Source organism: Nocardia grenadensis, from assembly GCF_050942415.1.
GTDB classification, from domain to species: Bacteria; Actinomycetota; Actinomycetes; order Mycobacteriales; family Mycobacteriaceae; genus Nocardia; species Nocardia grenadensis.
Genome location: NZ_CP192054.1, coordinates 1,286,421 through 1,308,730, shown reverse-complemented (window position 1 = coordinate 1,308,730; position 22,310 = coordinate 1,286,421). Strand labels below are relative to the sequence as shown.

The 22,310-nt window shown below is 68.3% G+C and carries 14 protein-coding genes; 2 read left to right on the top strand and 12 right to left on the bottom strand.

Annotated elements, in window-relative coordinates; all coding sequences use genetic code 11:
- Window positions 1-33: 33 nt before the first annotated feature.
- From eccA to ACQPYS_RS05810, 3 genes are all read right to left on the bottom strand, one after another.
- Window positions 34-1,800, bottom strand: a complete 1,767-nt coding sequence (eccA, locus tag ACQPYS_RS05820; protein WP_433491901.1) for a type VII secretion AAA-ATPase EccA — start codon at window positions 1,798-1,800, stop codon at window positions 34-36.
- 542 nt (window positions 1,801-2,342) lie between these two features.
- A complete protein-coding gene (locus ACQPYS_RS05815; protein WP_433491900.1) occupies window positions 2,343-4,169 on the bottom strand; it encodes a hypothetical protein in 1,827 nt (608 codons plus the stop codon).
- Between the two features lie 15 nt (window positions 4,170-4,184).
- The gene (locus ACQPYS_RS05810) at window positions 4,185-5,156 is read right to left on the bottom strand and encodes a C40 family peptidase (RefSeq protein WP_431941501.1); all 972 of its coding nucleotides are present in this window, start codon (window positions 5,154-5,156) and stop codon (window positions 4,185-4,187) included.
- Window positions 5,157-5,347: 191 nt separating this feature from the next.
- Here ACQPYS_RS05810 and ACQPYS_RS05805 point away from each other — a divergent pair, with 191 nt between their 5' ends.
- Window positions 5,348-6,451, top strand: coding sequence for a hypothetical protein (locus ACQPYS_RS05805; protein ID WP_433491899.1), 1,104 nt, complete (start codon window positions 5,348-5,350; stop codon window positions 6,449-6,451).
- Window positions 6,452-6,725: 274 nt separating this feature from the next.
- On the opposite strand, the gene ACQPYS_RS05800 is transcribed toward ACQPYS_RS05805, so the two are convergent.
- From ACQPYS_RS05800 to ACQPYS_RS05760, 9 genes are all read right to left on the bottom strand, one after another.
- Entirely contained in the window at window positions 6,726-8,726 is a 2,001-nt protein-coding gene (locus ACQPYS_RS05800) for a type VII secretion target (RefSeq protein ID WP_433491898.1), read from the bottom strand.
- 92 nt (window positions 8,727-8,818) lie between these two features.
- On the bottom strand, window positions 8,819-11,365 hold the full coding sequence (locus ACQPYS_RS05795) for a hypothetical protein (RefSeq protein ID WP_433491897.1): 2,547 nt from the start codon (window positions 11,363-11,365) through the stop codon (window positions 8,819-8,821).
- A gap of 9 nt (window positions 11,366-11,374) precedes the next feature.
- Entirely contained in the window at window positions 11,375-11,680 is a 306-nt protein-coding gene (locus tag ACQPYS_RS05790; RefSeq protein WP_063042438.1) for a hypothetical protein, read from the bottom strand.
- A 29-nt stretch (window positions 11,681-11,709) separates the two neighbouring features.
- Window positions 11,710-12,078, bottom strand: a complete 369-nt coding sequence (locus ACQPYS_RS05785; RefSeq protein ID WP_063042436.1) for a hypothetical protein — start codon at window positions 12,076-12,078, stop codon at window positions 11,710-11,712.
- Window positions 12,079-12,106: 28 nt separating this feature from the next.
- Window positions 12,107-12,781 (bottom strand): hypothetical protein, encoded by a 675-nt coding sequence (locus ACQPYS_RS05780; RefSeq protein WP_431941505.1) that lies wholly within the window; start codon window positions 12,779-12,781, stop codon window positions 12,107-12,109.
- Complete coding sequence (locus ACQPYS_RS05775) at window positions 12,778-13,140, bottom strand: YbaB/EbfC family nucleoid-associated protein (RefSeq protein WP_431941506.1); 363 nt, start codon at window positions 13,138-13,140, stop codon at window positions 12,778-12,780. The genes ACQPYS_RS05780 and ACQPYS_RS05775 overlap by 4 nt, the downstream gene beginning before the upstream one ends.
- Window positions 13,137-14,630, bottom strand: a complete 1,494-nt coding sequence (locus ACQPYS_RS05770) for a PPE domain-containing protein (RefSeq protein ID WP_433491896.1) — start codon at window positions 14,628-14,630, stop codon at window positions 13,137-13,139. The genes ACQPYS_RS05775 and ACQPYS_RS05770 overlap by 4 nt, the downstream gene beginning before the upstream one ends.
- A gap of 20 nt (window positions 14,631-14,650) precedes the next feature.
- Window positions 14,651-17,296, bottom strand: coding sequence for a hypothetical protein (locus ACQPYS_RS05765; protein WP_431941508.1), 2,646 nt, complete (start codon window positions 17,294-17,296; stop codon window positions 14,651-14,653).
- A gap of 9 nt (window positions 17,297-17,305) precedes the next feature.
- Window positions 17,306-19,576 carry a hypothetical protein gene (locus tag ACQPYS_RS05760; protein WP_433491895.1) on the bottom strand — a complete coding sequence of 757 codons (2,271 nt, stop codon included), beginning with the start codon at window positions 19,574-19,576 and terminating at the stop codon, window positions 17,306-17,308.
- Window positions 19,577-19,998: 422 nt separating this feature from the next.
- Between ACQPYS_RS05760 and ACQPYS_RS05755 the strand changes: the two genes are divergently transcribed.
- Window positions 19,999-22,287 carry a hypothetical protein gene (locus ACQPYS_RS05755; protein WP_433491894.1) on the top strand — a complete coding sequence of 763 codons (2,289 nt, stop codon included), beginning with the start codon at window positions 19,999-20,001 and terminating at the stop codon, window positions 22,285-22,287.
- Window positions 22,288-22,310: the final 23 nt, after the last annotated feature.

The window sequence follows — 22,310 nt, the reverse complement described above, 5'->3', positions numbered from 1 at the left end:
ATGGGAACAGCCGGTCGGGACGAGTCGCGGACGCTACTTGCCGACGGGTGCCAATCCTTGGAGCGCGGCGGTGATATCGAAGGCGTCAACTGTCATGAGTTCCTCGTCGGTGAGCGCCGCGATATCCACATTGTCCCGGGTGAACCGGAAATCGCGCTCGGCCTCGGCGGCTTCGACAACGTTGCGCACGAAACGGCCGTTGCCGGCGAGATCGATGAGACGCCGCCCGTTCTTGCTCTGCTCCGACATCATCGTGCATCGGTCGCGCAGTACCTCGCGCGCCTGATCCGACAGGATCGAGTCCTTCTTCGACGCGATGTGATCGGCGATCTGGACGAGCTCGGCCGGATCGTAGCTGGGGAAACGGACCCGCTTGGTGAACCGTGAGGAGAGGCCCTCGTTCGACTGCAGGAACCGGTCTATCTCGGCCTCGTACCCGGCGATGATCACCACCAGCTTATCGCGGTCGTTCTCCATCCGGGCCAGCAGTGTGTCGACCGCTTCTTTACCGAACGCGTCGCCCCCGGACAGCCCCTCCTGGATCAAAGTGTAGGCCTCGTCGATGAAGAGCACGCCACCGAGTGCCGAGTCGATCAGAGCATTGGTCTTCGGGGCGGTATGCCCCAGATGGGTGCCGACCATATCGTTACGTGACGCCTCGATGACCTCCGCGTTCTCTACGACCCCGAGCCCCGCGAAGATCTTGGCGATCACCCGGGCGATGGTGGTCTTACCCGTTCCGGGCGGCCCCGAGAAGATGAGGTGGTTGGACCGCGAATCGACCGCGAGCCCGCGTTTGGCGCGGACCTGGTCCATCAGCACACCGGATTTCAGCCGGTCCACCTGCTCCTTGACCGAATCCATACCGATCTGCGACTGCAGGAGCTTGGAGGCCTCCTCGAGCAGTTCGTCGCGTTCGGCCTTAGCCGCACTGGCCGCCACCTCGGCCGGGTCGTCGCCGGATTTGGCATCCCAGATATCGGTCCGCGAAGCGACCACCGCGGGGGTGGTGACCTCGAGCCGGAAGTTCTTGTCGCGTACCGCCTGCTGCCAGTCCGGCCGGTTGGGCCACAGCCCGGAACCCTGCAGGCCCTTGAGGATCTTGTCGGCAGCGTCGTGGTCCCCGTTGTGCCGCAGGATCATTCCGAGCAGGTAGTGGGCGTCGGCCCAGATGTAGGACAGATTGCCGGACTGGCTATCCTCCACGATCCGCTGGGCCCGCGGCAGCGCTTCGCCGAATCGTCCGAGGTGGGCCAGTGCGCTGGCGGCCATGAGCTCGGCGGCGATATCGAGCAACCCGTCCTCGAGCACGGGTTTCGCGGAGCGGGCGCTGAGCACATCGGGCCAGCGGCCGGTCCGGTAGAACAGCGAGATACGGGCGAATTCGGCCACGTCGTCACCGCGCACCTCGTCCAGGATCGCGGCGGCCTCCTGCCACTCCCCGCCGTCGGCGTAGGCACAGGCCTGCGCGATGGCGATCTGGTCGCGGTCGGCCATGGCGACACGCAGTCCGAAGACACCGATCTCCACCTGACACCAGAGGGCACGGTCCACCAGACCGGCACGCTGCTGGTCCCGATAGAGATTGTGCGAGGAGCGGTAGGCACCGTAGATGACCTCGGAAGTGACCTCCCCCGCCATAGCCCGGCCCAGCCACGCATCGCACATATCCGGATCGAGATCCGTTGCCGCTGTGAACGCCGCGCGAGCATGCTCTTCGTTGCGCACCCCTCCGGCGACCAATCCCAAACTCTGCACGCCCGTGTAGAACGCGTCTTCGGCCGCTGACACCTCGGACATCCCTTCCGCCGACCCTCGTCTGCTCGCAGGGTAAGCCACCCGGCCCTGCAGCGGGGCAGACCATTTCCCAGCACCGGGAAGACGGGTCTTCCGCAAGAAAGCCGTCAGTGAGGTAAATCGGTGCGGATTTGCAGGAACTCGCGCACATCCGCAAAAATTCAGACAAAAGCCGCGACACATCGCCGGTCATCCCACCAGTGAATGTACCGTAATCCAGCGTTAAAATACCTTTCGATCCCATACCGGACCGAGGTGCGGGATCAGCCGTGCGGCCGACCGGCAATCTGCGATCCAGGGCCGGTCGACGCACGAACCCTCAAGATCCTGACCGCATTCCGCGCACAGACGAAGCCTTCCTGCGGCAAACTATGCGCAACCCAAATCGGACAAATTCCCCCCACTGGCAATAGTGCCGTTATTGAACGGCACGTTATCAGGAGCTATAGTCGGGCGGCAGGTCACCAGTTCCCTCATCCCTGATGACCTCATCCGCGGCGGCCGGTGGAAACAGCGAGCCACCGGCCGCCGCACCTCATCCGATCTCAACCGCGCGGCGGCGGACCCTCGTCCGCGCGAGCCGGAGCCGACACGGCCGGAGCATCGACAGCGGCCGACGGCGCCGAAACCACTTGATCCCGCGCATTCGTTTCAACTCCAGCGCTCTCCCGCGTCGCACTCCGGCTCCGGGCCTCCGAGGTGGTGGGCGGCGGAGTATCCCCGGCCGCGGCCACAGCGGGAGGCGGCGGAGTGCTCTTCTCGGCGGGGCGAGCCCACGGCGTCGTCGCCGGCTGGGGGCCGCCGGCCGGTCGCGCGGCCCACGGGTTCGGCCGTACCGCGCGCCGGCGCCGGCCGCCCGCCGTCCGGCCCGCCCGCCCGCCGTCGGCACCCCGCCGGCGCGTCCGACCGCCGCGCGCCGAATCGTCCGGGCCACCGGCGCCGGAGCCCGGCGCCTGCCGATTCCACGGGCTCGACTGGGTTCCTTGGCCGGCCGGCGGTGCGCTCCCCGGCGCCGCGCCTGCCCCCTCTGCGCTCTCTTCCGCTCGCGCGTCGGAAGCCGCTTCCGCCATGGAAGCGGCGGCCTGGCCGGGAACGTCGATATGGCCGGCCGGGTGTTCGCGCGCCGCGACCGGTACGTCTTCGTACTGCCCGGCTTCCCGGTCCACCGGCGCCGGCCCCGCGGCAGCGGCCGGCGCCTCGACGATCGGTGGCCGCTCCCCGCGCACCTCGGCCGGCGGCGTTCCAGCCGCGAGCGATTCGGTCACCGGCATCCCGCCGGTGGCCGAATCGGCCGCCGGCATCCCGGCAGTGGCAGGATCGGCCGCCGGCATCCCGGCGGGGCTCGACCCGGCGCCGGCACTGTTCGCGGAACCACCGCGCGATCCGGCCGTACCCGGTTCGCCGGCCGCCGATACCGCGCCACCCTTCGCGGGCTCGACCGGCGTGGTCGAGTGCCCGGGATCCGCAGGCGGCGCGGACAGGGAGGACTCTGCCGCCGCCATCGGCGTCGGGATCCAATTCCTTGGTGCGACAGGCACTTCCGACGGCACGCGCGCGCCACCGTGCTGGACGGCGGCCGGGCCGCGGGTCCCGTCGACCGGCGTGGGCTGGGTGCCACCGGGTGCCCCCGCCGGTCCGGGCTGCGCGACCGGTGTGGTGAAGTCGAGGTCGGCCACGCTTTTCGCGAATTTCTCCGCGTGCTTCACGATATCGTCGGCGTGATCGTCGAGAACCTGCGCGTAGCGGCGGACCTCGTCGGGATCGATATACAGGGAGTCGTTCCCGCCGCCATCCACTCCCAGCAGATCGGCGGCGGCGTTGTAGACGACCCCGCTGATCATGTCCGAGACCGCCGCCTCGAGCGGTTCGATGGCCTTGCCGAGTACCTCGGCGACGATATAGGCCACGAGCATCTCCTCCATGGCCTTGATCAGACGTTTCGCCGCCAGTGAGATCGTCTGTCCTACCGCCGCGGAGGCACCGGAGGTGGCGATCGTCGCGGCCATGGTCGCGGTGTAGGCGGCCGCGAGGAGCGCGAGTTCGGTCAGCACGGCGACCTTCACCACGGTGATCACCTCGGCGGCGATCTCGAGCGCTCTCGCCACCGCCCGGCACAGTTCGTCGAGTCGCTCCATATGCGAGGCACTCAAACTCGCCCAGGATGCCACCAGCGCCCGGTACGACTGCCCCTGATAAACCGACCCCATATCGGTGATCGTCCCGGTGGCCGCCTGGTGCGTCCCCGAGACATCGTCGGCGAACGTACGGACCTGAGTGGCCAGCTCACGAACCTGATCCTCGTTGATGTCCGGGTACGGGACACCGATGAAGTTCAGGAACTGCGCTACTTCGTGGGGTATCTCTATGGCCAAGGGCGGGTGTTCCGCTCAGACGACCCGTACGACGACGGCGCTGGGGGGCATCGGGGAATAGGTCACGGTGGCGCCGGAATACGGCGCCTCGATCACCATACCGTTTCCCGCGGCGAGCTGAACGTGTTCGGGTCCGCGCGAACTGAACGACGACGCCGGGAACACCAGATCACCGGCCCGCACGTCGCGCGGATCGATGCGCTCACCCGAGTAGATCTGCTCATAGGTGGTGCGTGGGAGCACCACCTCACCGTCGGTGGCCTGGGCGATGGCGTACTGGGTCAGCCCGGAGCAGTCGAAGCCGCCGCCACTGGGCCCACCGGCGCCACCGCCACCCCAGATGTAGGGCAGGCCGAGCGCGCCATCCGCTACCTGGGCCGCCCGGCCGCCGCGGGTCTTGTCCCAGTTGCGGCGGATACCCCGGCGAGACGGCTGATGGGCCACCCTGCTGACCTGTTGCCCGGAAACCATGCGGGGTCGGCGGCGCCGCCGCTTGCGTTGCGGCGCCGACGCTTTCCGGGTGCGCTCGGCGAGGGCCACCGGCGGCATGATCTGGGCCGCTTGTTTGCGTGCCGCGTCGATATCGGCGTTCACCTGCCTGGTCGCGTTCGTGATCGTCTGCTGAGCCGAGTCGAGTAGTGCCGGGCCGCTGAACCGGGTGTCACCGATGGAGGTGATGGCCTGGATCCGAGCCTGCAGATCGGAGATCTGACTGCTGAGGACGCCGCGTCCGTTCAGTGTGCCGGCCCCCGATTCACCGACCGTTTTGGTTACCAACCCGTCCCGGCCGTACTGGGTGTCGAGCACCGTACGTTGCTGGCCCAGCGCATCACCGTAGCCACGGGCGCCCCCACCGGAGAGCCGGGTGAGATCCGCGGCCATGGCCTGCGCGAGCGTGACCGAGGCACGCTCGGACGGCTGCCCGGCCCCGTACAACCCGAGCAGCTCGCGCAACACACCGTGCACATCGTCGGTCAGTGCCGGCATGCGATCAGCTCATCATCGCTCATCGCACCGACTTACCTCTCTGCCCCAGCACCCCGGGCAATTACTCGGCAATCATGCCTCTGTTGTCCGTTCGACTATGCGACAACACGCCGATGAACGACGCCTCCCGTATTCCCATCCTTAGGAAGACAACACAATAAAGTGGACATCACGGGAGGCGACGACAGCGGATGGACACAGCGACGGCAGACGCGGATCTCGATACCCCCGGAACCACAGGCGGCCACCGGCCCCCCGGCGCGCGGCCGGGCGAGCCACGTCCCGGTCCGCCGGTGCCCGGCGCGGCCGGGGCCCAGCCGACCACCCTGATGAGCAAGAAGGACACCGCGACCGGCGAGACCGTCGCGGCGCGTACCGGCGGACCCACGTCCGAGAGTGGGATGCAGATCGTCGGCAACTCCGGCCCGGACAAACCCCGATACCAGGTGACACTGGTGGTGCCGCCGGGCGGTTCCGCCGAGCTGAAAACATTTATCGGGCAGGCGCAGAGCACCATCCAGCAGTCGGTCGACGTACTCGGCTTCGGCCGGTCCGACCCACCACCTCCACCGAAAAACGGGAAGACTCCGGACAAGGTGCGGACTCTCGACCTGCCCCAAGCGGGCAAAGGTGTGGACCAGTACAAGCAGCAGGTGTTCTCGGCGGGTGCGCGGCAGGACACCATGGTCGGCATGGACGCGCAGGTGGACGGTACCTCGCAGATGGTCGCCGCCGAGCAGGCCCAGACCCTGTTCTCCATCCAGCACGTCGTGGCCGACCTGAACACCGCCCTGCGCTCGGTGGGATCGAAAAAGCTCAAACCGGCCGAGGAAGCCACCATCATGGATCATGTCGCCGCTGCGGTGACCAAGATCCACGACAAGGTGCAGGACGCGCAGAATGTGAACGTCGGCGCGGCGGGCGGCGGCTCGGGAGGCTCCGCCGGTGGCGGCGGAGCGGCCGGCGGCGGAGCGGGCGCGGCGGGTGCTGCCGGCGGTCTCGGTTCCATGTTGCCGATGCTCGCCATGCTGCCCATGGCGCTGATGCCCATGCTCGGCCAGCTCCCGGAACTCCTCGGTCAGAAAGACGACGAGGACGACGAGGACGACAAGGACGACGAAGCCCGGCCCGGTCAGCCCGCTCCGTCACCCGGCCCCACGCCGAGCGATCCTACGACCACGGCCCCCCCGGACAACGCCGCGCCCCCGCAGGGCGACACCCCGCCACAGAACCAGCCGCCGCAGACGCAGAGCGAAATTCCCTACGGCCCGACACCTCCCAGCAAACAGGTGTGACGCCGTTGCTCGCACCCCGCGAGCGAGCAACGGCACCACTCCGGACCACGCACCGCGCGGTTCGCCCCCGGCTTCATACGCAGCGGATCATCGGAATCCGCCGCGCGGCCCCTTCGATCATCTCCACGGCTCATGGCCGGACAACAGCTCCGAGCGGTTCACTACCCGGGCCGCCCACCACTGGAACCCTGTGTTCGGAGACCGGCACCGGAAGCTCGGTCCACCGTCCGTTTCGCCCCCGTCCCCTCCCGCTCCCCGCGGGAGGGCACCGGCATCAGGAAGCCGCTCCGCGGGACTCCGGTGGCGGAGTCACCGAGGGCGGCACCGCCCCCGCCGGTGGAGCACCGGTATCGGGCGCGGCGACGGCTCCGGTCGGCGGGGCGGCCACCGCAGGCCGCGGCGCATCCGTCCCGGCGACGGCTCCAGGTTCCACGGGGGCCGATACGCCCGTAGAACCACCGGCCGGGCGTACCACCTGCTCGTCGACCCCGGCGGATACCGCCGCCGGTGCGGCGACGAACGTGGGGTGCTCCAGGATCTGACTGTGCGCGTACACCGCGTCGCGCAGACTCTGCCGATCCGGGTCCTGATCCAGCAGCGCGACGAGTTCGTTGCAACGTCGCTCCCAAACCATGGCCCGCAACGCGCTCACCTCCTCGCCGACCCGGATGGCACCCAGATCGACCCGGCCCACATCCACCCGCTGCGAGATCATCGCGGCAGCCAGCAGATCATCGGCGTCGCGGAGCTCGTCCCACCAGGACCGGGGGATGTCTTCGCCGGCTTCGACCCGGGCCAGGATGCGGTCGCGGATACCGCGGGCGCCCACGCTGTCATAGTGCCCCGGCACGGAGCGGCCCAGGTGCGCGTGTGCGTCGAGCGCGAGTTCCACACAGCGCGCCCGTACTCCGGCATCGGGTACCGCGGCCACGGACTCCAGCGCCGGCGCGGAGCCGGTGAGGCCCAGGCGGTCAGTGGTATCGGGAGTGAGGACACGAAGATCGAGCTCGTAGCTCGGCCCGACGAGTCCCTGCATCGCGGCATCGGGCAGCCGGCTCTGCAGACCGGGATCGATCGGCCCGGACGAGGCGAGCGCGGAAAGCACGGCATTGGCCTTGGCGCCCCATGCCTTCCCGAATTCGGCCAGGATCCGTGCCGGGTCGGAGACACCCTCCCAAGGAGCCGCGACTTCGCCGTCGGCACCGAGCAGTTCGTCCCACAACCACGGTGTGGAGACCTGGCGGGGCAGGAACAGACCGGCGGGCATCCAGCCGCGGCCCTCGTTGGAGGTGATGAACATGCCCGCGCCACCGGGCCCGCGCAGGACCGCCACCGCCCAGGTCATCCCGACCGCTGATTCGGTGGCGGCGAGGACGGCCCCGAGCAGGGTCTTGGCGAGCACGAGGTCGTCGTTCACCACGTCGCCGACGATGTAGGCGGGTTCGGACGCCTTATCCTTCGCCGAGGCCACCGCCGAATCGAAAGGAGTTCCGATGATCGGGACCGGAGGTCCGCTCGCTGTACCCGCGTCCGCGCCGGTCGGCGGCGTCGCCGCCGCGGCCCGGCCTTCCTGGCCGCCGCCGGCGGGGCCGCTGACGACGCTGCCCGGATGAACCGTGTCGCCGGTGACGCCCGAACCACCCGCGGGGCCCGCGGTGATCGGCGACGCGCCCGTCGCGGCGACCCGGTCGCCGGCCGCCGGCACGGCGCCGGGCGGGGCGGCAGCGCCGCCGGGTACTTCGCCGCTCTGTGCGGGCGCGGCCGCGCCGTTGGTGGCGGTATCCCCACCACCCGCAGCGCCCGGCAATCCCGGGGACGCCGCGGCAGCGGGCATCTGGGTGCCCGGGGCACCCGGTGTCGCGGATTCACCGGCCGGTCCGCCCGGCGGGGGGCCCGACGGCGGCCCGGAGGGGATGCTCGCCGGCGCAATACCCGGATCGCCGATCCCGCGCGGACCATCGGAATCTTCCAGCGCTCTACCGATATTCGCGGCACCTTCAAGGTCGGTCCGCTCGTAGGCTTCCGCCGATTCGATCAACGAGTCGGCGGTCTGGTCGTGCTCCCGCGCCAGCGCCTCGCCCGCCCGTTGCCGCGCCTCGTAATAACGTTCCAGCGCTTCCTTGACCGGGTTCGCGATCTTTCCATAGGTGGGTTCGAAGTTCGCGAGCCATTCGGCCGGTGGCTGGGCCCATTCCCGGGTTTCCGCCGCGACCTGCCGATGTTGGCTAGCCAGCTGGCGCAGTACCGCAGGGTCGATATCCAGCCATTCCGGCATGCTCGATCAATCCTTTCCCACCAGCGACTCATCCTCATTGTCGATTCTCCCCAATGCTGGGGAGACCGTACGGTCGGCCCGAACCCGGGACCTCAGCGCACCGAGGCCGTACTCACCGTGGCGCGGCGCGGAGCGGGTGGCGCCGCCGGCGGCGATGCGAAGAAGGGGTGTCCGAGGATCTGCGCGTGCGCGTACACCGCATCGCGCAAGGTCTGCCGCGACCGCTCCTCGGCCAGTAGGAGGACCAGTTCGTTGCACCGACGCTGAAAGGTGAGGGTGCGCAACAGCGACAACTCCGATCCGGGATCCAGAGCGGCCGTGTCGGAACGGAGTTCGCCCAGCCCGATACGACCGGTATCGGCCCGATGTCCCAGCGCGGTGGCGGCGATCAGATCGTCGGCGTCCTGGATCTCTTCCCACCAGCTGTCCGCGAAATCCCGGCCGTCCCGCAGGGCACGCAGAATGCGGAGCCTGATCGCCGGAGCGTCCATGGTGTCCACCGCCGGCAGTTCGGCCCGCGCGACGCGTGTGTGCGCGTCCACCGCCAATTCCAGGCAACGCACCGCGATCCCGCTGTCGGGCACCTTGGCAGCCCGGTCGAGCAATCCGGGCGCGGCGGTGATTCCCAGCCGGTCCAGGGTTCCCGGGGCGGGGTTGCGCAGGTCCATAGTGTCCGACGGCGGCACCGAGCCTGCCAGCGCGACCGTACCGAGCAGACGGCCCAGCTGTGGATCGATCGGTTGCGACGACGCCAGCGCCGATAGCTTCGCACCGGATCTCGCGCCCCAGGCGATCGCGAACTCCACCAGTACCCTGGCCGGATCCGCGACGCCCTCCCAGCCGCACCCCTCGGCCACCGACCACAACCACGGCAGCGACACCTCGCTCGGCAGATACAGCCGAGCGGGCAGCCAGCCCCGTCCCTCGTTCGAGGTGACGAAAGCGCTCACCCCGGTGGCGTGGCGCAGCACCCCGACGGCCCAGTCGACGCCGACCACCCACGAATCGGTGACCGCTCGGATACCGCCCAGCAGGGTGCGGGCCAGTACCAGGTCACCATCGACCCTTTCCCCCACCACGAACGACGGCGCCGACGCCGAGAGCATGGCGGCGCCGACCGCGTCGTGTACCAGTTCGCCCGGCCCGGCGGACTTCCCCGCGCTCGCATCACCGTCCGGTATGGGGACGGGCTGCTTCCCCGGGGACACCGCGCTGACGGCCGAGGACGCTCCGGGCGTGAGCGCTTTGCCGGTCGCTCCCGGCCCGCGATGCGCTTCGACGGGGACCGCGGCTCCCCGGCCGGCCTGAGCGGAGGACACCGTGCCCGCGGCCGGGGCCGAGCCACCCGCCGACGTGGCGGGCGTCTGCGCCCCGGTATTCGCGGCGGTCGCCGACGTGACCGCCGGGGCGGCTCCCGTCGCCGATGCCACTGCGGCCGGGAAGATCGGCGGTGCCGCGGCCGGTGCGGCCGGATGCTCCTCGGACTCCGCGGCCGGTGCGCCGGTTCCCCGGAGCACACCCAACGCGTCGGCGGAGCCGTTGTCGCGGTGCATCTGCACTTCACGATCGAGCTGTTCCGATACCTCCGTGTGGGCGGGAACATCCGCTGCGGCCTGTTCGTCGCTCGGGGTATCGGCCGCCGCGACCTCGGGCACGGCGGCACCGCCGGCTCCACCGTGGACATCCGGCTGCGGTGCAGCGTCCTCGACGCGCGGTGCCGGGGGCACATACCCCGGGGCGCCGGGCCCTGGCCCGGGATCGGCGGTCACCGGGCCGGGGCCGGGGGCCGGCCCGGTGACCGCGGGGCCGCCGGGCATCTCACCGGCGTTCACCGGCAATCGGACCTCGGTCGGCGAGAGCGGCTGCGGCCCGACCTGATCCGGTCCGGGTCGCAGCAGATCGTCGATCAGATCGATCAGTATCCGGCCGAGCTCCGGATTCGGCAGTATCGGCCGCTCGAAGCCGGGAACCCACGGCCCGCCGTCGTAACCCGGTGTGTGCCGCCCCGGGTGGTCGTGGTGGTCGGGACCACCGTGCGGGCCGGGGCGCCGGCGCGGGGTGTGCGGGACCGTCCCCCCGGTACGCCACGGACCCGGCTGACCGAGCGCCTCGGCGATATCGTCCAACCGGGGCAGCCCCTGCGGTCCCAGCGAATTCAGTGCCGCGTTGACAATATCGACCACCTCTCCGCGGGCCTCGCCGAGGATCTGCTCGGTCGCCTGCCGGTCGGCCTCGGCTTCGGCTTCGTCACCCTCTTCGTCGTCGCCGTTGTTGTCACCGCGGGTGGCCTGCTCGATCCGGTCGGTGGCATCGTCGACCACGTCGAGGATCTGATTCCTGGTGCGCCGCACCACATCACCGAACGTATCGAAAGTGTCTGCCGCGGCCGACAGCGCCGCCGCGAAGGCACGCGGGTTCTCTTCCAGCGCGACCAGGGCGCGCCGGATCTCCGCCAGCCCGGCCGAACGCCGGACCGTCTCGTCGAACGCGTGCCGTGCCTGTTCGACATCGGAGAGATTCAGCGCCTCGGCGCCCTCGCGCGCAGAGCTCGCCAGGCCGTGCCACGCCGACGGCGGTATCTGTGGCCAGTCGTCGCCGACGATGCGGTTCCAGTGTGGGCTGGTCTGCTCCGGCGCCATCGTGTCCGGTCAGACCGCGGCGGAATGGACGACGCCGCGGCCGTCGATATCGGCGTTGCCGAGCACCGTTCTACCGTGATCGGTGGCCTGCACAGTGGTATCGGATTGTCCGGCGACCGCCGCGGCCGCGGCGGCGAAGGTGTCCCGGATCCAGTCCAGTTTTCCGGTCATGTTCCGGTCCAGCGGCGAATCCGCTTTCGATTGCAGTACCAGCGAATCGACGGTGGTGCCGACGCTGTCGGTCATCACCGTGAGAGCTCCCGCTGCCTCACCCACGCTCGACGTCACCGCGTCGAGGGAAACAATGTCCACCATGGTCGTGTCCTGTCTGTCCTGTGCCCAGGTCAGGCCGGGCGGAGGCCGAAGGCCTGGTCCTCCAGAGCCTGATAGGCGGCTTCGGTCGGCAGGCCGAACGAATCGATGGTGTAGGGCCGGGCGCCGTTGGCCTCCATCTCGCGTCGCAGCCCCAGCCGGGACTTCGCGTGCGCGAGCCCCGCGACCTTGAGAATCTCCGCGCTCAACCAGGTGTCGCCGTTTTCCCGGGCGTCGTCGGTGATGTGCAACCCCACGATTTCCCCGTCGCGGTCGCAGGCCACGCCTACGGTGTGGTCGGGGTTGAACACCTCGTGCACCTGGGGCGGCCCCACGGATTTGGTGCTCGGGGTGCCGTCGAGCCCCTCGTCGGTGTCGTCGTAATCGAAATCGTCGTTCATTTGCGTCTCCTGCAGGGTTTCGCCGAGCCTAGGCCAGAGTTTCCGACAGCGCCGACCACGGTTCGTCGCCGATGGTCATCGCCAGTCGCAGCGGCCAGACCCGCGCGCCCAGATACATCTCGCCACTTCCGTCACCGATGAGGTCCAGATAGTCGGCGCCGTCCACATCGGCGTTCATCGAGATCGTGGTCACCGGGGGATTCCCGTCGTCCACACTGACGATCGACCCACCGCCGCCCGGAATGAAGCTCTTGCGGCAGCGCGGACTGTTACCGATCGCGACATCCGCGTTGTTGGTGGTGACGGTGATCGCGGGATTCAGCAGCAGCTGGGTCACCCAGGACCGCGCGGCCAGTTCGGGCCGGTCCCCGTTGATTCCGAGCACCAGCGAACCGGCCAGATCCACCACCAGCAGCTGGTCGCTGTTGGTTATCCCAACGATCACCAACCGGTTGGGACCGTCCACCGGCAACGGCAGATCGTCGGCGGAGACCGTGCTCGAATCCGCGCCGATACCGCCGTTGGCGGCCGGATACTTGGTGACGATCCCGGTGGCCACGTCGACGGCGAAGGCGACAGCGGGGTTGGGTGAACCGGACCCGAGCGCCGCCAGCCGGGCCAGGCCTTCCTCGTGTAGCCAGCCGATCGCGTCGGCTGCCGAGACCGAATCTTCGGCCGTCTCCGTGCCCATGGCCCCGGTCATCGCATCGCCTCGCCGACCCCGGCGGGTTCAGGTTTCCCCGGCTCGGCGTCGGCCGCCACACCATCGGTGATCACCGTTTCCATGATCACTTGGTATTGCCGGGCCGCGTCCTGAGTGCTCTCCCGGATAGCGGCCATGATTTCGGTGACCAGTTCCGCGCTGCTGAAACGATCCACGGTGCCGGGCGACAGATAGAGGCTGGTGAGCCGGCCCATCGCGTCCACTTCCGGAATCACCGTGCCGCTGGGTGAGGGCCGCCGCGCCCGCACATCGTCGATACGCTCGCGCATATCGGCGATGCGGTGCCGTAACTCGCGGGCCGCGTCCAGCGCGGCCTGTACATCGGGGTGGATGCTCATGCGTTTCCTCCGGAGCGAGACGGGGCCTGGTTGGCCGGCGACGGTGTCGGTTGAGTGACCGTCGGCGCGATGGTGGGCCGTTCCCCGATAACGGGTTCGGTGTGCGGGGTGTCGTCGACGTACATGAGCCGGTCCGGATGCCAGGCGACCACCCGGTTGCGTTCGCCGCCGGCGCCGCCGCCGCCCGCGCCACCCATACCCGGCGACATGGGCATGTACGGCATCATCGGCGAGCCGGCGGCGCCGCGACCGTAGGCGGTTCCGCCGCCCGCGGCGGTCTCGGCCACCGGCACCCGTGGCGCGCCGCCCATATTGCCGCCGGTATTGGCGGCGGTCAGCGGCATGGCCGTCGTCGCCGACAGGGTCTGCACATCGGCGGCGCTCGGTATCCCGCCGCCGGGCATCGTCGGCAGCGACGGCGACCCCCCGGACGGACTTCCGTACGACGGTACCGCGTAATCCCCGAGGCCGTAGTCGTCGTAATAGTCGTCGTACCAGTCGTCGTCGGAGATATCCCCGGTATCGGACAGACCGTTGCTGCCTAGCTGCATCATGCTCATGAGCATCGGGAGCATCTGGGAGAGCGCGTCACCGGAACCACCGGAAGCACCGGCGCCGGTCTGCGCCGCCGCCTCCCCCGTACTCTGCGACGAATTCGCGATACTCGTACCCGTCTCGGTGGCATACGAACCCGTTGCTTCGCCCGACCGCACGTTCAACTCGTTGTATTCCGCGGTCGCGGCAGCGAGGGCCGCCTGATTCTTGGACCGCGCCGCCGCCAGCATCTTCTTACGGGCGGCCAGGATCTCCTCCGGGGTCGGATGTTTGGCCTTCGCCCGGGCGAACGCGTTGCCATAGGATTCGACACCCTGCGCCAGCTTCTCCATCGCGTCCCCCAGCTGGTCCATCCAGCCACGATAGGTGGTGAACCGCTGCGCGACCTGTGAGCCCACCGGACTCCAGTTCTGCAGGATCGAGCCCGCCCGGTCCATATCACCGGCGGCCTGCGTCCGGGAACTGGTGTTGAAAAGTCGCACCGAATCGGCGAATCGATGCGCCGGTTCGGGACCGGGCCCGCTCTGCAGCTGACGCGCGAAGGTCAGCGGGTCGCCCGTGGTGACCGGCATATTGCTCAAACCCGGCGGAACCCGGCGATATCCCACCTGTTCCACGGCGGGGACAGGATTGTCCACCAGCTCCCCCGCCGATCCGTTGATCAGCCGGGCACCCTCGTCGTCCGCGGCGGCATATTCCACCGCGGCCTGCCCGATGAGGTGCGCATCGCGCTGGATCTTGTTCAGCACCCCCACGGTGGCGTTGAACAGTGCCGCCGCCTGCGCGTTCAACTGCGGGACGGCCTGCGCGGAGATCGGATCGGAGCCGGCTGGGAGCACCCATTCACGGGGTACGGCCGCGCCGGTGAGCCGGGCCAGGTCCGCGGAACGCCCCGCGACCGATACCAGTTCACCGAGATCGACATTCAGCGCCATGTCTCATCTCCTCTCACCCGCTAAACCGGCGCCGTCAACGCCGGCACATCGGCCGCGGTCTGGTCGGTGGACGTCTGCATCGTCTCCTGCCCCTTGTCGCCCGCGGCTTCCAGGCCCTTCGGATGCTTGAAGCCCGCGAACTCACCGAAGTCACCCTCAGTATCCGACATTTCCGGCGTATACTCCCGGAGTTCCCCGGCCACGACCACTTCCAGAGTGCCACTCTCCCCGTTTCCGAAGGCGACCACTATCGCCGTCCGGTATTCCGGCTCGTCGCCCGATCCCGTATCCGGCTTGTCCTTCGGCGGCTTCGCCTTGTCCCCGGTATCACCGCCGACGGTGACGACGGCCGCGGGCTGGCCGGACGTCGCCGCCGGGACCAGTGCGGGCTGCTCCGGCTCGCTCTTCGGCTTCCAAAGCCAGGTGGCGACATCACCGGTGGTCAGCTGGGACGGATCGGTAGCCGGCCCGATGTCCCGGTTGCTCGCCCACGCTGCCGCGGTCCCCTGATAGGCGGCCTTGGCGTCGGTGCCGTTCTTGTTGGCGAACGCGCTGTCGAGCCCCTGCGCCGCCGAGAGAGGAATCCGCTGCGTACGCCCGTCCGGCAGCACGTAGGGCACCAGACCGTCTTCGCCGGCGACCCGTTTGGGCACACCGACGCCGGTCTGGCTCGAGTTGACGCCGTTCGGGGGCCCGGCCTGGTTGTGTGCGGGCTGGGCCGGGGTGGCAGCGGCGGCGGCGTTGTTGGCATTGGTGGCCGCGGCCGCCTGGTTCGACCACGGCGTGGTGCCGGCCGGCGGGGTGGCCTGTGGCATGGTCGGGGCGGCAGCGCGGTCGTAGCGCGACGGGTCGATATCGCGGAAACGCCCGGCCATATCAGAGTCGTTCATACCGCGCATGGCCGCCTGGCTGGCCATCATCATCGGCAATTGGGAGAACAAACCTCCCAGCCCACTCATGGGATCGTTCATTCCGACCCCGGCGGTGTTCGGGTTGTACGAAGGAGTGTTCGAGTTGTACGAGGCCGGGTCGACGGTCGACGGGCTCTTGCCGATTCCCAGCGCGTTGTCGGCCTGCTTCTGCAGGTCTTCGGCCTGTTGCTTGAACTTGTCGGTGGAATCCTCCAGGTCCGCGGTCGTCGGCGGGTTGGAATAGCCGGGGAGATTGCCCGGGTCGTAGGGGTTGTTCACGCCGATCCGCGAACTGTCGGGGTTCAGGGCCGGGTTCTGCTGTTGATTCGCGTAGCTGCCGACGGAGTTGGCCAGGTCCTCGGACGCGGCCTTGTCGGAGGCAGCGGTTTTCTTCGCGATCTCCTCGGCAATTTCCGCGTTCTTCTCGGCGTCCCCTTTGAGCTGCCCGGCCAGTTCGCTGAACCCTTGGCCCAATATATTGATGACCTCGACATCGGAGCCCTGCTGAAGCCTTGTCTGCATCCATTCGTTGACCCCGGCGATGATCAACCCGATGTTCTCCTGGCCGGTTGCCGTGACTTCCTTTACTTTCGGGAGCGCGTTCACCACGGTCTCCTGCTGGGTCGTCAGCTGATCCGCGGTTTTATCGAGCGCCTCGGCGGCAGTTTTGTATGCCGCACCGCCGGTGCTCTGCACGGCGGCCCGCTTCGCCAACGTCGGAACGGGCTTCAACTCGATCTCTTTCTTCTTCTTCAGATCGCCGTAGAGTTCGTAGTTGGCGACAAAAGTGGAGGCAAAGGAGTCTTTCAGCCCGCCGTACCACTCGATCAGGTTCGGATCCAGTTTCTCCGGCCGCAACAGGAACCCACCGGGCACGCTCTTGGCGTCGACTCCCGTCTGCTGGACGAACGGCTCCGTTCCCATGACTCCCGCCGCGTTCGCGGGCTTGATGCCGTCCCACACCAGCGGGATGTTGTTCCCGGCCGCGCCGCCCGGGGCGGTATCACCGCCACCCTTGTCCGAGGAAAAGAAGTGGTTGTACGCCTCGCGGACAGCTGCCGAGCCCACGCCGATGAGGACCGGCTGTCCCCATTTGCCCAGCCACTCCGCCCGCTTGTCGAAATTCTTCAGCGCGTCTTCGGCCTTTTTCAAGCCTGCCGCCGCGGAGTCGGCTTCGCCCTGCCGGCGAATCCAGTTGTCGAGTTCGTTGTCCCGAGTGAGTACGGCATCGTCGCGGGCCGTCTGTGCGTCGGCCTGCTTCCGGGTCGCGTCACGAACGGCCTGCTTGGCATCCATTTCCTGCCGCCGCAGCGATTTGCTGCTCCCGTTCCGCCGGATGAGCCTTCGGATGTCGGCGAGCCTGTCGTTGGCGTCGGTGAGCGCCTGGTTGGCGGTGTCCAGTTCCCGCTGTGCGACGGTGAGAGCACCATCGGCCGAACTGTGTGCGCCCGCCGCGGAGGTAGCGGCCGCTTTCGGCTCGCCCGCTTTCGTCAGGGCCTCATCCAATGCACCCTTACGTTTTTCGAGGAACTTACCCATCCCGAACTTACTCGCCCCCACGCCGATCACACCGCCCGCGGCTCCCAGACCGGCGCCGGACATGAACCCGTCCATACTCGGGCCGTTCTCCCAGAACTCGCCGGCCACACCACCGGCCGCACCACCCACGATCCCCTTCGTAATCGCCCCACCGGGAATCACCTTCCCGACGACCGTGCTGACGGCGACATCCGCGATGAAACCACCGATACCCATATCAGCTCCTTATGCGGTGATCACGGCGCCGGCGGCGGGCTGATCCAAGGGGGCGCCCGGCACCGCCGCGGCGATATCGGAGCCGGCGCCGGTCGTACTCTTCTCGATTCCCGGCGGGTGGAACATTCCGACGAAGGGACCGAATTCACCACCGCCATCACTCATCTCCGACAGCGACGTCACCACCCGGAGCTCCCCTTCGATCACTGCCTGGAGCACCCCGGTGTCCGCGTCGGAATCCAGGACCACCAGCAATGCCGTCCGGCTGCCGCGACCTTCCCCTTCGGCCGGCCCCTCCCACAGCCCGACATCACCGGTCATCAGCTGGTACGGATCGATACGGAGCCCGATCCGCTTCTCGTCGGTCCATTCGGCCGGGGTCCCCGTGTAGGCAGCCCGCGCGTCGGTACCGGCGGCGTTCCCGAAGGCCGCGTCCAGTGCCCGCGCCACCACGGCCGACACCTCCTGGGTCTCGCCCGTCGGAAAGGTGTAGACGACATTGTCCTCTGATCGGGCGACGGCGGGCTTGGGCACCGGCGCGGCCGCCGGGGCGGAAACCGTCTTCGCCGGTGGAGCCCCGGTAGTGGACTGTGCCGGGGTTGCGGGCTGCCCGGTCGGCTGGCCGGGTGTGGGTGCGACCGCGGGCGCCGCGACGATGCTCTCGCCCGGCCGCCCGGCGTTCTGGTCGCGGTCGCGGGAACCATCGTGCTCGCGGCGGGAGGTCCCGCCGTTACGATTGGTCAACGCCTGCAACATCTGCGGCATCATCATCGCCGCGAGCGGCGAGCTCATCCCCGCTGCGGCGGTGGCCGCGGGCGTGACGGTTGCGGGTGTAGTCGGCGCCGCCCCGGCGTCCGGGCCCGCAGCGGTGGTAGTGGGGGTACGGCCTGCGCTGTCATCGCCGGTCGAGCCGCCGGTTCCCTTGTCGGCTCCATCAGTGGTACCCGAATCGGTTCCCGAACCGTCGTCGGAGAGGTCCAGCGCCGGCGGCGGCTGCGAAGTCTGCCCGGTCGCGCCGGTGGTGGTATCGGTCGTGGCGTCCGCAGGAGTGGTCTGCCGGAACACCGGGTCCTGGTCGGTTCTCACGTCGGAGCCCTTGTCGTTCCCCTTCTTCTCCTCACCACCCTGCTTCGAGTCCTTCTCCTTCGGATCCTTCTCCTCCGGCTTCTTCGCCTCGGTTTCCGCGGCCAGTTCCTGGAATTTCTGGGCGTAGGCCGCCATCAGATTCCCCCCACTGCCCAGGGCGGACTCGACGAGCACCATGACATAAGCGTCCTCACTCGGCCCCAAACTGAACATACCGGTCGCGACCAGGAGGCTGTCGTCGACGACGAAAGCCGGCAACCCGGTGTGCTGGCTCGGTTTCGCGGCGTACTCCTCGTTGTAGCCTTTTATCCGCTCGGCATCGCGTGGATGTGTACCGGCGAATTTTTTCAAGGCGCTGATGGATGCGTTGACATCGTCGCGGGCCGCAGCGCACAGCTCACCCGTGCGATGCACCGCGACCGCCACCGCCTCCGTCGTATCCCGTAGGTCGCTGTAATACCCTCGCAGCGCCGCCACCCGGTCGACGTAGTTGGGGATTCCCGACGCTTCCTCCCCGGAGATATCGCTGACTTCCAGGCTCTTCGGCAGCGCGTCCTTCGACGGTTTGCTTCCGAGGCTCTTCATGAAGCCCGCGTAGGTGGCGGGCAGCGTCCGGTAGTTCTGCTGCATGGGAGCGGTGAATTCGAGACCGTAGGGCAGATTCCCCGGATCGGGCATGTATATCCGCGCCATCTTCTCCGGCGCTTCCGGAATCTCGTCATCGGTGATATCGATAACCGGCACTTCGGGATAGCCGCCCATGTTCTTGTAGTAGTTTTCGCGCAGATTCATATCGGTCTGCCACGGTGTGGCGCCGATGCCGGAACCGAGCATTCCGGAAACCAGCCGCGTCGTGGAATTATTGAGCCCGGAGCGCACTCCGTTGAATGCGCCGGGGATGGCTCGCGCCGCCCCATTCGTCACAAGGCCACGCCCGCCCTGCACTGCCGTTTGACCTACCGCGGTGAAGAATCCACGACCGATGAGCCCGGCAGCCCCGCCCAGGAGACCACCGGCGGCGCCGAGCGCCATGCCCGCGAGGAAATCCTCGCCTTGAGCCGCCGCGGTCAGGCCACCTGCCAATCCGCCGACCAGGGCGGCGCCCGCCGGCCCACCCAGCGCGAAACCGGCAGCGCCCGCCACACCGACGACGACGTCGTCCCAGTGGTCCTCGAACCAGTCGCCTATGCCCACGCGATCACCCCTCGCATGCTCTATCGGCAGCGACGCGGACGACCGGCCCGCCGGCACGGTGGGCGTTCACAATCGGGCCGGCACCGGGACCCGAGCATCGGCAGCCGACCATGCGCGCGACTCCTTCCTGAACCCACTCATTGTCTTGGATTCCCAATGGCGGGAAGCGCTGACCTGGTCGAACAGGCCATCATCGAAGTCCCCGGTCATACACTGACGTGCACGAACACCACTGTCCCTCATGGTCACCCGAGGGCCGGATAGCGCCGCAGGAGGAAACAGTCGATGAACCTGCGTCAACCACGAGGCGAAGCGGCGGCACATCCCCTGGCACGGCGCAGCGGACTCGCGGGCGGACCGGCCCGCGTATCCGCCGGTGGGCGGGCGATCCGCGGCGGCGCCTGTCCGGCGGTGACCTGCCCATGACGACATCGACACCCGCGGCGCGACGGCCGGTGCCCGCAGCGGAATGGGATGCGCTGCGTTGGTATCCGGACACCCTGGTGCATCGGGCCCGTGAGTGGGTCGACGGCAACCCCTGGCGGCGCCGCCTGCTGTGGTCACTGCTGATTGTCCTGGTCATGGTCGTCTTCCCCGGAATCGTCGGCGCGGTGGCCACGGCGCAGACCAGTAGCGGTGTCTCCCAGATCGATGGCCTGAGCTGGATGAACGTACGCGACTCCAACGGGGTACCGCTCGCGAGTTACACCTTCGCGACAGACAAGGGTGGTTTGTTCAATCCGGGCAATACCGTCCTGTGGACCCTCATCAGCCTCGAATTCGTCGGCTACATGGCCATTGTCACTACCGCCATCTGGATTATCGGATTCGCGTTCAGTTTCGCCTGGCTGGATATGTTCGCCAACGCGCTCACCGGTGTCGCCGACGCCCTCGCGCGCCAGATCGCCACCCCGATGCTCCTGATCACCGCGGCCACCATCGGCGCGTTCTTCGTGGCCTGGTTCATCGTCCGCGGTTTTCCCAGCAAAGCCGTGATGCAGATCATCACCATGCTCGGCGTGGCGATTCTGGGTCCGCTCTTCCTGGCCGAACCACTGGCCGATGTGCTCTCCTCCGACGGATTGCTCACCCAGGGTCGTGATGTCGGCCTGTCGGTCGCGGCGGGGCTCACCGGGGACGGCAACCCGAACCCCGCCCTGCTGGTCACGACCCTCCAGCACGATCTGGCCGACAACTTCGCTCGTAAACCCGTGCAGGTCTGGAACTTCGGCCAGGTCATCGACAACTACGCCGCCTGCGAGTCCGCATGGACCTCCGGCGTGCTGTCCGGAAAAGACAGCAATGTGCGCGAGGGAATGCAGAACTGCGGTAATCAATCCGCCTACGCGAAAGCCTCCACACCCACGATGGGCCAGGTGGGCACCGGCCTCATTCTGCTGATCTGTGCCACCGTGCTGCTGATCTTCGCCATCTATCTCGCCCTGAAGGTGATGAAGGCGGCAATGAACGCCATCTATCACGGATTCATGACGATCTTCGGGTTCGCCGCCGGCGGTTTCGTGTACGGACCCACGCAGACATTCCTCGTCCGCAATATCGTCGACGCGTTCATCGCGGCCGCTCGAATGACGGTGTTCATTGTCTTTCTCGGTGTCTACGTGCTCTTCATCAGCAACCTCTTCGATCAGGCGGACGGCCAGGTCATGTCGGTCATCGTCATCCTGTGCGTCGTGGAGGTCGTGGCCGTCTCGCAGATCCGGCGGCTGAACAGCAGTTTGTCCCGGGGCAACGACTGGATCGCCAACCGGATGTCGATGGCCATCCAGGGCAATTCCTCCGGCTCCGGAGGCGGAGGCGGGACCGCGCTGGGTATGGGTGGCGGCGGTGGCGGTGGCGGTGGCGGCGGTGGATTCCCCGGGCTGGCGGCGATCGCGGCGTTGAACACCGTCAACAGTTCGCCGCTCACCGGCTGGGCCATGGCCGCCACACCGAACCCGCTGAATCCGCTGGCCCGCGGCAAGAAGCGTTCGGAACTGGCCAATATCCAGACCGCCGGATCGCGCCTGGAAATGTACCAGTGGAGCCACCTGGGCCGCGCGAACTGGCTGCGCAAAGCGCAGGCTCGCTCCCACGATCACGGCGGTATGACCGAGGCACTCGGTATCGCCAACGCGCTCGACGGTCTCGGCGACAGCAGGGTCCCGGACGGGCAAATGGCGGCAGTGCTGCGTGCCGCCGGCACACCGGACGAACAAGTGCACCAGGTACTGCGGGCAGCAGCGGCGATGAAGTCCAGTATGTCGTCGAACCCGTACGGCTGGGGGCCCCTGCAAAAGGCGCTCGCCGCATCGCGCGCGGTTCAGAACCATCTGCTTCCAACGGACACGATAACCACCCAGCGGGCTTTCGCGGCTCAAGCGGTCGTGGCGGCGAACAACTTCGCGAGGCACACCAGCACACCACCGCCCGGGGCGCTGGTAGACCAGGCGTTCGTGAGTCGTGTGCGGCGGCACTGGGACTCCGATATCGGTTTGCGCAATGCCATCTCGGGGGCGGAGTGGAACGCTGTCGGCCGCGACACTCGATGGACAATCGCCACCGAGGCGGCCACCGAGTTCCAACAAGCGGCACTCAATTACTACAACAGCCCCATCGAACACAATCGGGCCCGGCTGGCCATGTGGTCAACCCGTATCGCCAACCTCGACCATCTCGACCCCGAAGCCGGTCTGGACCCCTGGGATCCGTAAGACCGATCACCGGCCGTGCCGGG